General features: G+C 71.9%; 12 protein-coding genes. 8 read left to right on the top strand and 4 right to left on the bottom strand.

Annotated elements, in window-relative coordinates; genetic code table 11:
- The first annotated feature begins 5 nt into the window (after positions 1-5).
- The 3 genes from AAH991_RS06250 to AAH991_RS06260 are packed head-to-tail and all read left to right on the top strand — an operon-like array spanning position 6 to position 4,208.
- Entirely contained in the window at positions 6-2,066 is a 2,061-nt protein-coding gene (locus tag AAH991_RS06250) for an HAD-IIIC family phosphatase (protein WP_346224770.1), read from the top strand.
- A 5-nt stretch (positions 2,067-2,071) separates the two neighbouring features.
- Positions 2,072-3,355, top strand: coding sequence for a glycosyltransferase (locus AAH991_RS06255; protein ID WP_346224771.1), 1,284 nt, complete (start codon positions 2,072-2,074; stop codon positions 3,353-3,355).
- Between the two features lie 28 nt (positions 3,356-3,383).
- Complete coding sequence (locus AAH991_RS06260; protein WP_346224772.1) at positions 3,384-4,208, top strand: SDR family oxidoreductase; 825 nt, start codon at positions 3,384-3,386, stop codon at positions 4,206-4,208.
- A gap of 23 nt (positions 4,209-4,231) precedes the next feature.
- Here AAH991_RS06260 and AAH991_RS06265 read toward each other — a convergent pair whose 3' ends face one another.
- Positions 4,232-6,973, bottom strand: a complete 2,742-nt coding sequence (locus tag AAH991_RS06265) for a beta-L-arabinofuranosidase domain-containing protein (RefSeq protein ID WP_346224773.1) — start codon at positions 6,971-6,973, stop codon at positions 4,232-4,234.
- Positions 6,974-7,303: 330 nt separating this feature from the next.
- Between AAH991_RS06265 and AAH991_RS06270 the strand changes: the two genes are divergently transcribed.
- On the top strand, positions 7,304-8,566 hold the full coding sequence (locus AAH991_RS06270) for a helix-turn-helix domain-containing protein (protein ID WP_346224774.1): 1,263 nt from the start codon (positions 7,304-7,306) through the stop codon (positions 8,564-8,566).
- Here the strand turns inward: AAH991_RS06270 and AAH991_RS06275 are convergent.
- Both AAH991_RS06275 and AAH991_RS06280 read right to left on the bottom strand, forming a co-directional pair.
- Positions 8,559-9,716: an NAD(P)/FAD-dependent oxidoreductase gene (locus tag AAH991_RS06275; protein ID WP_346224775.1), complete on the bottom strand. Its 1,158-nt coding sequence runs from the start codon at positions 9,714-9,716 to the stop codon at positions 8,559-8,561. The genes AAH991_RS06270 and AAH991_RS06275 overlap by 8 nt on opposite strands.
- Position 9,717: 1 nt before the next feature.
- A complete protein-coding gene (locus AAH991_RS06280) occupies positions 9,718-10,983 on the bottom strand; it encodes a serine hydrolase domain-containing protein (RefSeq protein WP_346224776.1) in 1,266 nt (421 codons plus the stop codon).
- 154 nt (positions 10,984-11,137) lie between these two features.
- Between AAH991_RS06280 and adh the strand changes: the two genes are divergently transcribed.
- From adh to AAH991_RS06300, 4 genes are all read left to right on the top strand, one after another.
- Positions 11,138-12,661, top strand: coding sequence for an aldehyde dehydrogenase (gene adh / locus AAH991_RS06285; RefSeq protein WP_346224777.1), 1,524 nt, complete (start codon positions 11,138-11,140; stop codon positions 12,659-12,661).
- Entirely contained in the window at positions 12,661-13,041 is a 381-nt protein-coding gene (locus AAH991_RS06290) for a DUF779 domain-containing protein (protein WP_346224778.1), read from the top strand. Before adh ends, AAH991_RS06290 begins: the two co-directional genes overlap by 1 nt.
- Positions 13,042-13,131: 90 nt before the next feature.
- Positions 13,132-13,809, top strand: coding sequence for a hypothetical protein (locus AAH991_RS06295; RefSeq protein ID WP_346224779.1), 678 nt, complete (start codon positions 13,132-13,134; stop codon positions 13,807-13,809).
- A complete protein-coding gene (locus tag AAH991_RS06300) occupies positions 13,806-14,177 on the top strand; it encodes a type II toxin-antitoxin system PemK/MazF family toxin (RefSeq protein WP_346224780.1) in 372 nt (123 codons plus the stop codon). The genes AAH991_RS06295 and AAH991_RS06300 overlap by 4 nt, the downstream gene beginning before the upstream one ends.
- 81 nt (positions 14,178-14,258) lie before the next feature.
- Here the strand turns inward: AAH991_RS06300 and AAH991_RS06305 are convergent.
- Positions 14,259-15,206: pectate lyase family protein (locus tag AAH991_RS06305; protein WP_428833950.1), on the bottom strand; the 948-nt coding region annotated here is incomplete at its 5' end.

A 15,206-nucleotide genomic window follows, 5' to 3' on the forward strand; every position in this document is an offset into this window, starting at 1 on the left:
CCGCTGTGGACACGATCGGGCTGGGGGTCGCCGCGACCTTCACCGCCGAGCCGCTCGGGGACGCCCTGCGGTTCTGGCTCGCCGAACTCGACGGCGGGGGGGACGCCGAGGGGGACGTCGCCTTCGCTCCGTACGACCAGGTCTTCCCCTCGCTCCTCGACCCGGGGAGCGTGCTCGGCCGGGCCGGCGCCGCCGTCGTGCTGGTCCGAGCGGAGGATCTGGTGGCCGGGCAGGACGGATCCGGCGAGCTGGACGCCGTGGCCACCGACCTCGCCGCCGCGCTGCGGGCCTCGGCGCGCGCGTCCGGCGCGCCCCACGTGCTCGTCGTCTGCCCTCCGTCGCCCGGGCACGGCTCGCCCGAGGCCCACGCGCGCTTCGCGGCCGGGCTGGCCCGGGCGTTCGAGGGCGACCGGGCCGTGTCCGTGCTCACCTCCGCCGAGCCGTACGAGCCGGAGCCGGAGGACGTCCACGACGCCTTCGCCGACCGGACCGGCAACGTCCCCTACACCGACCGCTACTTCGCCGCGCTGGCCGCCGCGGTCGCCCGCCGCCTGCAGGCCGTGACCACTCCGCGCCCCAAGGTCGTCGCCGTGGACTGCGACGGCACGCTCTGGGACGGCGTGGTTGGCGAGGACGGCCCCGACCGCGTGGTCATCGGCCCGCAGCGGCTGGAGATCTGGCGCGAGCTGGCCCGCCAGGTCGCCGCGGGCAGGCTGCTGTGCCTGTGCAGCAAGAACGAGGAGAAGGACGTCCGCGAGGTGTTCGCGCGGCACCCGGAGCTGCCGGTCGGCCTGGACGACGTCACCGCGATGCGCGTCGGCTGGGAGGCCAAGTCGGAGGCGCTGCGCTCGCTCGCCGCCGAGCTCGGCCTCGGCCTCGACTCCTTCGTCTTCCTCGACGACAGCCCGGTCGAGTGCGCCGAAGTCCGGGCCGGCTGCCCCGAGGTGCTGACGCTCCGGCTCCCGGCCGACGCCGCCGGGGCCGCGGCCTTCCTGCGGCACTGCTGGCCGCTCGACGTGACGTCGGTGACCGCGGCCGACAGTGAGCGCACCCGGCGCTACCAGGAGGAACGCCGGCGCGACCAGGCCAGGGGCGAGATGTCCCTCGCCGACTTCTTCGCCACGCTCGATCTACGGGTGACCATCACCCCGGCCGGTCCCGAGCACGAGGCCCGGGCCGCCCAGCTCGCCGAGCGGACCAACCAGTTCAACCTCTCGGGGACGCGCCGCCCGGACGGCGAGGAGACGTTCGTCGTGGACGTGCGGGACCGCTTCGGCGACTACGGCGTGGTCGGCCTCACCGGCGTACGGACGGAGGGGGACACGCTGCGCGCCGGCGCGTTCCTGCTGAGCTGCCGGGCGCTCGGGCGCGGGGTGGAGCACCGCATGCTCGCGCACCTGGGGGCGCTCGCGCGGGAGCGCGGGCTGGCCCGGGTGGCGCTGGCCTTCCGGGCGACCGAGCGCAACCGGCCGGCGGGGGACTTCCTCGCCACCCTTCCGGCGACGGTGGAGCCGGACGGCGAGGAGACGGCCTGGTACGTCCTCGACGCCGGCGACGCGGCGGCCGTCGTCCACACGCCGGGCCCTGCTGAGGAGAGGGCAGCGGGGCCCGTCCGGACCGCCGAGGCGGGCGCTCCCGCCGGCTGGGCGGCCGTCGAACGGATCGCGACCCGGCTGACCGGCGCCGACGCGATCCTCGACGCCATGCGGGCCGCCCGCCCCGTGACGGAGGTGGCCGGCGCGAGCCCCGTCGAGGCGACCGTCATGCGGTTGTGGGCCGAGCTGCTCGACACGGCGCCGGCCTCGGTGGACGACGGCTTCTTCGAGCTGGGCGGCCACTCGCTGCGGCTGGTGCAGTTCATGGCGCGGGTCCGCGCCGAGTTCGGCGTCGAGCTCCCCTTCGACACGCTCTACACCACCTCGTTCACCGTCGCCGAGGTCGCCAAGGTGATCGAGGAGCGGCAGCTCGCCGACACCGACGACGAGGAGCTGGCCGGACTGCTCGACGAGCTCGCGGGCCTGTCGGACGAGGAGATCGACGCCCTGCTCGACTCGGGGAACGGCTGATCCGCATGGCGACGATGCTGCTGAGCACCCACGGCACCAACGGCGATGTGCTCCCGTTCGTACGGATCGGGCGCGAGCTGGCCGAGCGCGGCCACGACGTCATCGTCATGACGCACTCCTGGTTCGCCGACCGGATCGCCGCCGCGGGTCTGCGGCACCTGCCCATCGACACGGCGGAGGGTTACGACCGGCACCTGGACGACGCCCGGCGGTACATGCTCGATCCCCTGAAGGACCCCGAAGGCGTGCTCGCGCTCTACCGGCGCAACGGCCTGTTCGAGCTGCTCGCCGACGAGGTCCGCATGATCGAGGCGCACTACCGGCCGGGCGACACCGTGGTGGTCGCCCGGCACACCTCGGGCATCGCCGGGCTGATGGCCGCCGAGCTCCACGGGGTCCCGGTGGCGCTGGTGTCCGTCACGCCCCATCAGTACGTCTCGTTGCCGGTTCTCGGGAACCTCTTCCGGCGCGTGCTCGGGCAGGGGTACGACGAGGTCTTCCAGTCGTTCGGCCTGCGTCCGGTCCGCGACTGGGCCGCCTATCTGACGAGCGCCCGGACGCAGCTCGCGCTGTGGCCGGAGTGGTTCGACGCCGCGGGCCAGCCGGCGCCGGAGGGCGTCGTCCGCTGCGGGTTCGTGCTCGGCGACACGGCGGAGGGGCCGGTGCCGGACTGGACCGAGCCGCCCGTGCTGATCACCGGGGGCACCGGGCAGGTGCTGCACGACCGGTTCTACGACGTCGCGGCGCGGGCGTGCCGGCGGATCGGGAGGCGTGCCCTGCTGGTGAACCGGCACCCGGCGTTCCAGCCGGAGTCGCTGCCCGACGGGATCGAGTGGACGCCCTCGGCGCCGTTCGCCTCGTTCATGCCCCGGGTCGCCGCGGTCGTCCATCACGGCGGGATCGGCACGCTCGCCCGGGCGCTGTCGTCGTCGACCCCGCAGGTGCTGCTGGCGCACGGCGTGGACCGGCCGGACAACGCCGAGCGGCTGGAACGCGCGGGCGTCGCGCGGTGGCTTCCCGTGTCCCGATGGGACGAGGAGCGGACGGCCCGGCTGCTGGCCCGGGCGCTGGACTCCGCTGCCGACGGCGGATACCGGGAGCGGATCGCGCCGCTCGCGGCGGACGCCGCGTCGCAGGACGCCGTGCGGCTCGCGGCCGATCACGCCGAGGCTCTGATCGGCACCGACGCGATCATGAAACGACCGGATCCGCGCGAACGGCTGGCACGGCTCACGCCCCGCCAACGGGAGCGCCTGGCCCTCATGGCCCGCGCCCGGCGGGGCGTGTAGGCGCGGATCTTCCGGGTACGCCGGGCCCATGGCGGACACGACGGCGCCGATCTCGCGCTTCGACTACGACAAGGTGGCGATCGTCACCGGAGCCGACTCGGGCATCGGGCGGGCGACGGCGGTGACGCTCGCCGCCCACGGCTTCGACGTCGGCGTCACCTGTCACCGGGACGAGAAGGGCGCGCGGGAGACGGCCGGCCAGGTCGTGGAGCAGGGACGCCGCGCGGCCGTGCGGCGGCACGACCTGACCGACCCGGTGGCCGCGGCGGCCGTGGTCGACGAGCTCGCCGACGAGCTGGGCGGCCTCGGCGTGCTGGTGAACAACGCGGGCACCGGCACGGCCGAGCCGCTTCTGGAGATCGGTTACGACCGGTGGCGGTCGGTCCTCGCGGTCGACCTCGACGGGCCGTTCCTGTGCTCGCAGCGCGCCGCGCGCCGGATGATCGAACGCGGCGCGGGCGGGCGGATCATCAACGTGACCAGCGTCCACGAGGACTATCCCCGCCTCGGGGCCGGGCCGTACTGCGCGGCGAAGGGCGGCCTGCGCATGCTCAGCCGCACGCTCGCCCTGGAGCTGGCCAGGCACGGCATCACGGTCAACACGATCGCACCGGGAGAGATCGCGACCCCGATGACCGGCCAGGAGGACCGGCCGCCGGAGCCGGGCACCCGGCCCGGCTACCCCCTGGGCCGCCCCGGGGACGCCCGCGAGGTCGCCGCCGTGATCGCCTTCCTGGCCGGCCCGGCCTCGTCGTACGTCACCGGTGCGTCGCTGTTCGTGGACGGCGGGCTCGGCCTGATGGGCCCGCAGGCCGCCGGCGACATCGACAAGGACATCTGGTCCTCCGGCTGAGGCCGAACTCCGTCCGGCGCCGGCTAGATGAACCGCCAGAGATGGTCGTCGGTGCCGTTGTCGTCCCAGAGCACGACCTGGGCACCCTGCGTGGTGGACATGTCGGTCACGCCGAGGACGCGGCCGCCGTTGGCGTTCTGGATGCGGAAGTATCCGTTCTTGCCGTACCGCAGCCGCCACCGGCGGTCGGCCGCCCCGGTGTCCGCCGCCTGGACGACACGGGAGCCGTTTCCTGCGCCCGCGCCCTCGACCGCGAGCAGCTTGCCGCTGTTCGCGTTGCGGAAGCGCAGGTAGCCGCCCGAGTCCACGATGGCGGTCCACAGGTGGTCGTCCGCCCCGCTGTCCCCCCACTGGACGACGAGCGCGCCGTCATCCGCGGAGCCGTTCTGCACGCCGAGGACCAGGCCGCTCGCCAGGTTCTGGATCCGGCAGGCGCCGTCGGGCACGAACCGCCACTGGTTGTCCGGGGTGCCGTCGTCGGAGACCTGCACGGCCTGGGCCCCCCAGGCGGTGGAGCCGTTGAGGATGGCCAGGAGCTTGCCGCTGTTGACGTTGCGGATCTTGTGGGAGCCGTCGCCGGCGTCGATGACGGTCCACTGGTGGTCGGCGGTGCCGTTGTCGGTCCACTGCAGGACGCGGGCGTTGTCGGCGGTGGACATGTTCTCCACGCCGAGGACCTTGCCGCTGTTGAGGTTGCGCAGCTTCACGGCGGCTCCGTCGACCACGATCCGCCAGTTGTGGTCCTCGGTGCCGGTGTCGCCCCACTGGAGCGCGAGCCCGCCGTCGGCCATGGACATGTTCTGGATGCCGAGGACGAGGCCGGTGCCGGCGTTGACCAGACGGAAGGTGGGAGCGTCGTCGTCGCCGCCGGGGCCGGTCCTCCAGTAGACGGTGTAGTTGTGCCCGTGGGCGTCGTAGAAGGGCCCGAGGTCGACGGTCTTCCCGTTGGCGGTGGCGGTGAAGGCGAGCGTGTCGGTGCCGGTGCGGGTGATCGAGGCGGGGTCGAGGGACGGCAGGGTGCGCAGGGTGGTGTCGCCGTAGTCGCCGGACAGGACCACCGGGCCGTACAGGATCGCGGCGACGTCGGGGTTGTCGTTGGCGGCTTCCAGGACGACCCGCATCGGCAGGCGGACCGTGACGACGTCCCCGGTTGACCAGGACCGGGTGAGGCTCGCGTAGGTGCCGGGCTCGGCGGCGATGTCCTGCGGGCTGTCGTTGACGCTGATCGTCGCGTCCTTCGTCCAGGCCGGGATGCGGAACCGCATCGTCCACGTCCCCTTGACGTTGCCGCGGACGGTGAGCGTCGTGGTGTCGCTGACGGGATAGTCGGTCTTCTGCTCCACGACGATTCCGCGGTGCGACCAGGTGAGCCTGGACGGCACGTACAGGTTCACGGTCAGCGTGGTGCCGCTGTAGAAGTAGACGGAGTCCGCCAGCTTGGTGTTCACCTCGATGCCCGAGCCCTGGCAGCACCAGAAGGAGTCGTAGTCGGTGCTCCAGGTGCCGCCGCCCCAGGCCGGGCCCACGCCGCGGCGGCCGCCCGGCTTGAGCGGGGTGAAGTAGGTGATGTGCCCGTGGCTGTCGGCGGGGTTCTGCGCGCCGATGATGTGGTTGAGCAGCGCCCGCTCGTAGAAGTCGAAGTACGCCACCCGGTCCGGGTCCAGCAGCCACAGCTCGCGGGTCAGCTTGAGCATGTTGTAGCTGTTGCAGTGCTCGCAGGTGTCGTTGGTGAGGTAGCCGGCGATCGCGTTGGGCGGGCGGAAGTGCTCGGCCTGGCTGTTGCCGCCGATCGCGTAGGTGTGCGCGCCGACGGTGAACTTCCAGGCGTTGGTGGCGATGTCCCGGTAGCGGGTGGTGCCGGTCGCCTTGTACTCCCGCGCGGCGCCGATCCACTTGGGCACCTGCGTGTTGGCGTGCAGGCCGCTGAGCCGGTCGGTGTTGGCGGCCAGCGGGTCGAACACGGCGGCGTGGTCGAACCGCTGGGCGGCGTTGAGCCAGCGGGCGTCGCCGGTCTGGTGGTACAGGTTGGCCAGCACCTCGTTCATGCCGCCGAACTCGGTGCCCAGCATGGCCTGCATCTGGGCGGTGGTCAGCCTGCCGGTCCGCCAGTCGACCCAGCCGGCCAGCGCCAGCAGCACGTCACGGGCCGTGGTGTCGCCGATGAGGCGCCAGACGTCCAGCAGACCGGCCAGGGTCTTGTGGACGCAGTAGTACGGCACGTTGCCGTTGCTCAGGGTTCGGGCTTCGAGGGCCGTGAATTCCGACTCGGGGAAGCCGGACAGGTAACCGGCGTTGAACCCGGCGGCCTCGTTGTTGCCCTGGCACTTGGCCAGTTCGGCCACCATGTAGGTCGCCTTGTCCCGGCAGACGGTGTCACCGGTCACCGCATAGGCCTGGGCCCACGCGGTGAGGAAGTGCCCCTGCATGTGGGTGCGGAACGGGAAGTTCGGGGCGTCCCACCCTCCGTTCGCGGCGGCGCCGCCGGTGGACAGCCGGTGGTTGGCCCGGAAGTTGTACAGCAACCGGTCCACGTCGACGAACCGCAGGTAGTTGAGGGTCCGCTCCTGGTTCTCAAGCCACCGGCCGGCGGTGAGCCGCACCCGGGCGAGGTCGAACGCGTACGCGGACACGCCGATTTCGCCACCTGCCGGAGCAGGGGCGGCGCTCGCGGGGGACCTGCCCGCGAACGCACCGGCGGCCGAAGCGGCGGCGGTGACAGCGGCGGCCTGCAGCAGACCACGCCGGCTGATTGATCCAGACGACACAGCGCCTCCTTGCGATGAGCGAACGTCCCGGCGGTGCCGCTGACAAGGTGGTCACAGGCACACGCGCAGCGGCCGTGGGAGCACGGCCGCCGTGACGGGATGGGGGGTGGGCATCAGTGTTAGCGCTAACATGTTTGGGCTTGCCAAAAACATACGTAACGGATCGGCTTAGGTCAATGGTGATCGCCGTCGCTCCGGTCCTCGGGGGTGTGGTCGCGCACCGGCGCTGCGCTACCTGACCTCCGTGCCCCGAACAATCCGCGCGGAAGGTTGCCCGGCGGCCGGGGCTGGGTGACGATGGCGCCTGAAGACGCGGAGAGTGAGGGCGCCGTGACCAATCCATGGCTCGCGCTTGAATCCGGGGCCGACGCGGCGGAGCGCACCGGTGAGCTGCGCCGCGCCCATGAGCGCTTCCTGTCGGCCGGGGCGATAGACGGACCCGTGCGCTCCGTGGTCGCCGACTCGTGGCGGCGCTCGGCGCGGGCCGTGGACCCGGACGCGCTCGCGCCGCTGGAGCTCACCGACGCCGAGCTGGAGGAGTATCGCGACGCGCACCCGCTGGCCCGGGTGCTGCCGCTGTTCCGCGACCTGCTGGGCGGCATCGCCGACGACGGGCGGCACCTGCTCGCGGTGTGCGACGCGGCCGGGCGGCTGCTGTGGGTCGAGGGCCATCGCGGGGCGCGGGCGCGGGCCGAGCGGATGAACTTCGTCGCCGGAGCCCGGTGGGACGAGGCCCACGCCGGCACCAACGCCCCCGGCGTCGCGCTCACGGTCGGCCATCCGGTGCAGATCTTCGCGGCCGAGCACTTCGCCGTACCCGTGCAGCCGTGGACCTGCGCCGCCGCGCCCATCCACGACCCGCACACCGGCCGCCTGCTCGGCGCGGTCGACGTCACCGGCGGCGACAACCTGGCCAGCCCGTACAGCCTGGCCCTCGTGCAGGCGGCGGCCCGCGCCGCCGAGGCGCATCTGGCCACGCTCCCCGCGCCGGACCTCAGGCCCGCCGTGACGCTCGCCGCGCTGGGCCGGGACGACGCCGTGCTCGGCGAGGGCCCGCGCCGCATCAGGCTGGGCCCCCGGCACAGTGAGATCGTCGTCCTGCTGGCCTGCCATCCGGAGGGGCTGAGCAGCGACCAGCTCAGCGCGGAGCTGTACGGCGACCGCATGCTGAACCCCGTCACGCTGCGTGCCGAGCTGTCCCGGCTGCGCCACCGGCTCGGGCCGCTGCTCGACTCCCGTCCGTACCGGTTGCGGACGCCGGTCCGGGCGGACTTCCAGGCGCTCGCCGAGCACCTGGCCGCCGCGGACGCGGACGCCGCGCTGCGCGCCTACCGGGGGCCGCTCCTGCCCGGGTCGGAGGCGCCCGGCGTCGTCTGGCAGCGCCGCCTGCTGGACGACGGCGTACGCGAGTTGCTGGTGGCCCGCCGCGACCCCGCGCTGCTCGAACGATGGACGCGCGCGCCATGGGGGAGGGACGACCTCGTCGCCTGGCAGGCGCTGCTGGCCGCGCTGCCCGCCGGGTCCCCGGCCCGGGATCGGGCCGCCCGGCGGGTACGCGACCTCGACGCGGAGTACGGCCTGCCGCTCATCTGATGGCGTCGCGCAGCCAGCGCGAGGCGACGGCCGCCGCCAGGCGGGGCGGCACGGTGCCGGCGCCGAGCCCGACGTCCACGAGCAAATCGAACACCTCGGTGCGGCGGGCGGCGACGGCGATCGCCGCGTCGATGAAGCCGGGGGAGCGGGCGGCCAGGGCGAGCACGTCGGTGGTGCGCAGGTGCCGCCCGAGCGCCCGGCGCAGACCACGCCGGTAGGCCCGCAGCGGGTCGCCCGGCGAATCGATCACGGCCTCGGCGGCGAGCCGCCCCGACAGCAGCGCGTAGTAGATGCCCTCGCCGGTGAGCGGATTGACGAGGTTCGCCGCGTCGCCGGCCAGCAGCACCCGGCCCGCTCCGGGCGCCGGCCGCCCGCTCGACAGCGGCAGGTGATGCGCCCGCAGGTCGCGGACGGGCGAGCTGATCCCACCCAGTAGGGGGAGGAGCCGGGCCAGCCGCCCGTGCAGCACCTCCCGGCCCGGCAGCCCGGTCTGTCGCAGCGCCGGCAGCAGCAGGCCGTAGCCGACGTTGGCCGTGCCGTCGCCCACCGGGAACGACCAGGCGTAGGCCGGCCACGCTTCGCTCTGCATGACGATGACCTGCACGTCGTCCGCGGGCGGCACGTCGGCGTAGCCGCGCACCGCGATGGCGGTGTGCCGGTCAGGGCTCGGCGGCACGCCGATCAGCCGTCGTACGGCCGAGTTGGCGCCGTCGGCGGCGACGACCGCCCGGGCGACCAGGTGACCGTCGATCAGGACGTGCTCGCCGAGGGCGGTCAGCGTACGCACCCGGTGGCGGCGCACCTCCACGCCGCGCGCCCGCGCCGCCTCGACCAGCCGGGCGTCGAAGACCCGGCGGGGCACCACGTGGTTGGGCCGCGCGACGACGGCCGAGACGTGGGCTCCGCCGGGCGACGTCACCGACAGGCGCGGCGTCGGACGGTGGTCGTCGAGCACATCGGGCAGCCCGAGCAGCGCGAGCTCCTGCCGTGCGTGCGCCGCGATGCCGTCGCCGCAGGCCTTGTCACGCGGGAAGGCCGCCCGGTCGAGCAGCAGCACCCGGCAGCCGGGGGCGAGCTGCCGGGCCCGCAGCGCGGCGGCCGAGCCCGCCGGCCCGGCGCCGACGACCACCAGGTCCCAGACGTCGTCCACATCACAGACCGTACGTGGAGAAGAGGTTGGTGGTGGGCCAGGACTTCACCGAGTCGGCTGCGGTGTGGAGCTGGGCGTCGATGTCCCCGTAGTTCAGCCCGGAGGCGTCGTCGCGCTGGTCGAACAGCACCACCCAGCTCAGCCCGTCGTAGCGCCGGACCATGAGGGTGGAGGTGCCGGCCAGCGACCCCGTGTGCCAGGTGTTGCGGCCCCCGGTGACCGGGCGGACCTGCCATCCGAGGCCGTAGTACCAGCCGTCGGAGTTGACGCCGATCGACGGCTTGGCGAACGCCCTGGAGATCGACGCCGAGGTCAGCACGCCCGCCGCGTCGAAGAGGGTGGTGAACTTGGCCAGGTCGACGGCCGTGGCGAGCCACCCGCCGTGGGCGGCCATGTTCTCCAGGTTGAACCCGCCGTACGGGAAGGGCACCACGGAGTTGGAGGTGTCGATCACGCTCTTGCCGGTGTACTGCGAGAAGTACGGCGCCTCACCCGATTTGCGGAGACTCTTCGCCGTCCTGCCGAGCGCCATCCGCTTGATCTTGAGCGGCGTCAGGATCTTGCTCTGGACGTAGCTCGCGTACGAGACCCCGCTCGCCTTCTCGACGACCTTCTGCAGGAGGAGGTATCCGTAGTTCGAGTACGCGTACGTCGTCCCGGGGGCGTGGTCGAGCTTGCGGCCGGACGTGTGCTTGATGATGTGCGCCTGCGTGATCGGCAGCGGGACGCCGAGGGCCGAGGCGATGACCTGGTCCTTGAACATCGGGTCGCCCGAGATCGCGGAATCCCACCCGCCGAGGTGCTGCAGCAGGTGGGTCACGGTGACGTTGGCGAGGCGCGGGTCGGCGGTCGTGCTCAGTCCGAGCAGCGGCGCGACCTTCGCCGTGAGGCTCAGCTTGCCGTCCTGCGCCAGCTTCAGCACCGCGGCGGCGGTGACCGGCTTGCTGAGGCTCGCGACGCGGAACAGCGAGGTGGGCCCGGCCGCGAACGAGGTGTCCGCCGTCCAGTTGTAGCCCCGGGCGAGCATCAGCTTGCCCTTGCGGACCACGGCAAGGGACGCGTGGGGGATCGTCCGCGCCTGCATGAAGCGCTTCAGCGTGTCGTCGAAGGGCTTCAGCGACGTCGCGCTGCGGCCGGTGACGCTCCACACGCGGGCCGCCGCGCTCGCCGGCGACGCGGGCAGCCCGGCGGCGAGCCCCGCCGCGGTGCCGCCCGCCAGCAGGCGCAGGGCGCTCCTGCGGGAGACGGAAAACGTTTCCGGAATCATGACGGGTGATCTTAGGGGAGATTTGACCATCCATAACCGCATTTCTGACTACGCGGACCGGAGGCTGTGTGCGGAAGGACGCAACGTCTCGGCAACGTGCCCGCGACTAACGTCCGGGGCGTCAGTCCCACACCCTGTCCGGGAGGTCTCTCTCATGACCCGTTACGCCGCGCCGGGACAGCCGGACGCCCTCATGGCGTACGAGCAGCGTTACGACCACTGGATCGGCGGCGAGTACGTCGCGCCGCAGCGGGGGCGGTACTTCGAGAACCCCACCCCGGTCACCGGCCAGACGTTCACGGAGATCGCGCGGGGCACCGCCGAGGACGTCGAGCGCGCTTTGGACGCCGCACACGGCGCCGCGCCCGCCTGGGGCCGTACGCCCGCATCCGAGCGGGCGAACATCCTCAACCGGATCGCCGACCGCATGGAGCAGAACCTGGAGCGGCTCGCCGTCGCCGAGACCTGGGAGAACGGCAAGCCGATCAGGGAGACGCTGGCCGCGGACATCCCGCTGGCGATCGACCACTTCCGTTACTTCGCGGGCGCGATCAGGGCCCAGGAGGGCAGCCTGTCGGAGATCGACGCGGACACCGTCGCCTACCACTTCCAGGAGCCGCTCGGCGTCGTCGCCCAGATCATCCCGTGGAACTTCCCGATCCTGATGGCCGCCTGGAAGCTCGCGCCGGCGCTGGCCGCCGGCAACGCCGTGGTCCTGAAGCCGGCCGAGCAGACCCCGGCGTCGATCCACTACTGGATGAGCCTGGTGGCCGACCTTCTCCCGCCGGGCGTCCTCAACATCGTCAACGGGTTCGGCGTCGAGGCCGGCAAGCCGCTGGCCTCCAGCGATCGGGTCGCGAAGGTGGCCTTCACCGGGGAGACCACGACCGGGCGGCTGATCATGCAGTACGCCAGCGAGAACATCAAGCCGGTCACGCTGGAGCTCGGCGGCAAGAGCCCCAACATCTTCTTCGACGACGTGTCCTCCGCCGACGACGAGTTCTTCGACAAGGCGCTGGAGGGCTTCACGATGTTCGCCCTCAACCAGGGGGAGGTCTGCACCTGCCCCTCCCGGGCGCTCGTCCAGCAGGGCCACTACCGGCGGTTTCTGGAGGCCGCGGTCGAGCGTACGGAGAAGATCGTCCGCGGCCACCCGCTGGACCTTGCCACGATGGTCGGCGCCCAGGCGTCCAACGACCAGCTGGAGAAGATCCTGTCGTACCTCGACATCGGCCGGCAGGAGGGCGCCAAGGTGCTCACCGGCGGGCACCGCGCCGATCTGGGCGGTGAGCTGTCGGGCGGCTACTACGTCGAGCCGACGATCTTCGAGGGCGCCAACCACATGCGGGTGTTCCAGGAGGAGATCTTCGGGCCGGTCGTCTCGGTGACCTCGTTCACCGACTTCGACGACGCCATCAAGATCGCCAACGACACGTTGTACGGCCTCGGGGCGGGCGTGTGGACCCGGGACGTCAACAAGGCGTACCGGGCGGGCCGGGCCATCCAGGCCGGGCGGGTCTGGACGAACTGCTACCACGCCTATCCCGCCCACGCCGCCTTCGGCGGCTACAAGCAGTCGGGCATCGGCAGGGAGACGCACAAGATGATGCTCGACCACTACCAGCAGACCAAGAACCTGCTGGTCAGCTACTCGCCCTCGAAGCTCGGCTTCTTCTGATGCCCGAGGTGTCCCGCGTGGACCTCACCCCCGCGGCCGCCGATCTCATCCGGCGGCTGCGGGCGGACCACGGCCCGCTGATGTTCCACCAGTCCGGCGGCTGCTGCGACGGCAGCGCCCCGATGTGCTATCTGGAGGGCGAGTTCCGCACCGGCTCCTCGGACGTGCTGCTCGCCTCGCTGACCGTCGAGGGCGTGGACGAGCCGGTCACGTTCTGGATGTCGGCCAGTCAGTTCGAGCGATGGCGGCACACCCATCTCACCGTGGACGTCGTACCGGGCCGGGGCAGTGGCTTCTCCCTGGAGGTGCCCGAGGGCGTCCGTTTCCTGATCCGTTCCCGCCTGCTCACCGACGCCGAACGCGCCGCCCTCGACAGCTGACTGCTCGTCACTTCTTGACGTTGCAATGTGACGGTAAGTAATGTCCCCGCTGTAGTTGTGTGCGGTGGCGGACGGACCGGGAGGGGTACGGTGAGCATGCGGCTGATCCGGGGAGGAGCGGTGATCAGCATGCCCGTCGACGCGCCGAATCCTCTGGCAGGGTCCGTGCTGTCCATACTGGTGGCGGCACGCGAGCTGAGGCTGTCAGTGACCGAGACCCATCTGGTGGGGCTCCTTTATCTCACCGACGTCGCCGCCGTCGAGGCGGGGCATCCGCCGATCACCGGGGCGACCTGGCGCCTCGGGCGCCGTGGCCCCTATGACCCCGCCCTGACGCGGGCCCAGGGCTATGTGGTGGAGAGCGAACTCGTGGAGCGCGGCGACGACGAGTCTGCCGACGCGGAGTCGGCCGTCTTGTTCCTGACCATGGATGTGGACGATCCTCTCGACCCTGACGCCATGGACTTCGTCCGTTCGGTCGTGGCTCTGCACGGCGGAGAGGACACAGCCGTACTTCGGAGCGTGGTGGACGCCACCGTGCCCGTCGTCGAGGCGCAGGCGGGCGGAGAGTCCGGCGTCTTGCTCGACCTCAGCCGGGCACGGCGGCGCAGGCAGGCCACGGCGCTGCTCACACGGGCGAGGGCGAGGCGTGCGTCCATGCCTCCCGAGCAGGACGACGCGAATGTCGGTGCGATTCTCAAGGATGAGTTTCTGCAGACGCGAGACGCTCTGCGGCGCGCTAACGCGAAGGCCCTGGACGATCGGTGAAAGCGTTCATTCGCAAGGGCGGTGTCTACTACGTCTCGGACAGATCACTGACGATGCCGCCGAACGACCAGCGCAATCTTCACCCCCGGCGACCGGTCGTCGTCCTGAGCGGTGACGCGAAGAACCAGCAGCCGGACTGGGATCTGATCTACGTCGCGCCGTTGTCGACGGCGACGACGCTCAAAACGGAGTATTGCGTCAAGCTCGCGCAGGGGATCGCCAATCTGCCCAGCAAATGCTGGGTGCGCACGATCTGCGCGCAGCCCTTTCTCAAGGATGAACTCGGCGACTACCTGGGCCAACTTCCACCGCAGTTGGTGGCCCTGATCGAGGACAATCTGTTCGCGTATCTCGGCCTGGTCGACTGAGGGGCGAGCGGAGGCCGCGGCGGGGGTGCCGCGGCCTCCGGGGACTTCACAGGGACGTGCCGGTACCTGTGCGCCGGGAACTCAGATCTTGCCGGTGCCCGCGTTGGCGAGGACGTTCGCCTTGACCCCGCTGGGGTTGTCCACCGTGTACGAGTACGGAATGGAGGCGACGCTGCCGGAGGTCTGCGGCGTGCCCGAGTTCACGAAGTAGTTGTTGCGGGCGACGATCGACCCGCCGGGCGACGAGCCTTCGGAGGTGTGGGTGGGCTCGGCGACGTTCTCGAAGTAGTTGCCCTCGACGAGCACGCCGGCGCCGCACGTGGAGGCGATGCCGTAGCTGTAGTCGGTGTAGGACGAGTCCTTGTAGTAGTAGTTGTTGAACACGTGGACCGGGTTGCCGAAGCGCACCCGGGGGTTGCGCTGGGCGCAGGTCTGGAACGCGTTGTGGTGGTACGTCACGCGCAGGTGCCCGGTGTCCTCGGAGCTGTTGTTGTCGCTGTGGCCGACGAGCGAGCACTTGACGTGGTCGTGGAGCTTGTTCCAGGAGACGGTGACGTAGTCGGAGCCGTGCGTGACGTCGAGCAGGCCGTCGTAGTAGTCCGTGCCGTGGCTGGTGTCGCTCGACAGGTCGTTGTGGTCGAGCCACACGCGCTTGGCGTTGTCGAGGTGGATCGCGTCGCCGTTGCCGTTGCCGGCCCGGACCTTCGAGATCTTCATGTTGCGCACGATCACGTTGCTGACGTCACGGATGTTCAGGCCGCAGCCGGTCAGCCCGGAGCCGGCGCCGACGCCGACGATGGTGGTGTTGCCGCCCACCCGCACGTCCTCGGAGCAGGTGAAGGTGCCGTTCACCTGGACGATCTTCGCGGCGTCGCCCTTCACGGCGGTGGTGAGCGCGGTCAGGGAGGTGACCGTCGTCGTGGCGCCGCCCGCGCCGCCGCTCGTGCCGCCGCCCTGGGTCGCCCAGCCCACCAGCCCGGTGGTGGGCGGGGTGGTCGGGCCGCCCGTGGGCGTGGCGGTCGGCGTGGC

Origin of the sequence: Microbispora sp. ZYX-F-249, assembly GCF_039649665.1 — a bacterium.
Classification (GTDB): Bacteria; Actinomycetota; Actinomycetes; order Streptosporangiales; family Streptosporangiaceae; genus Microbispora; species Microbispora maris.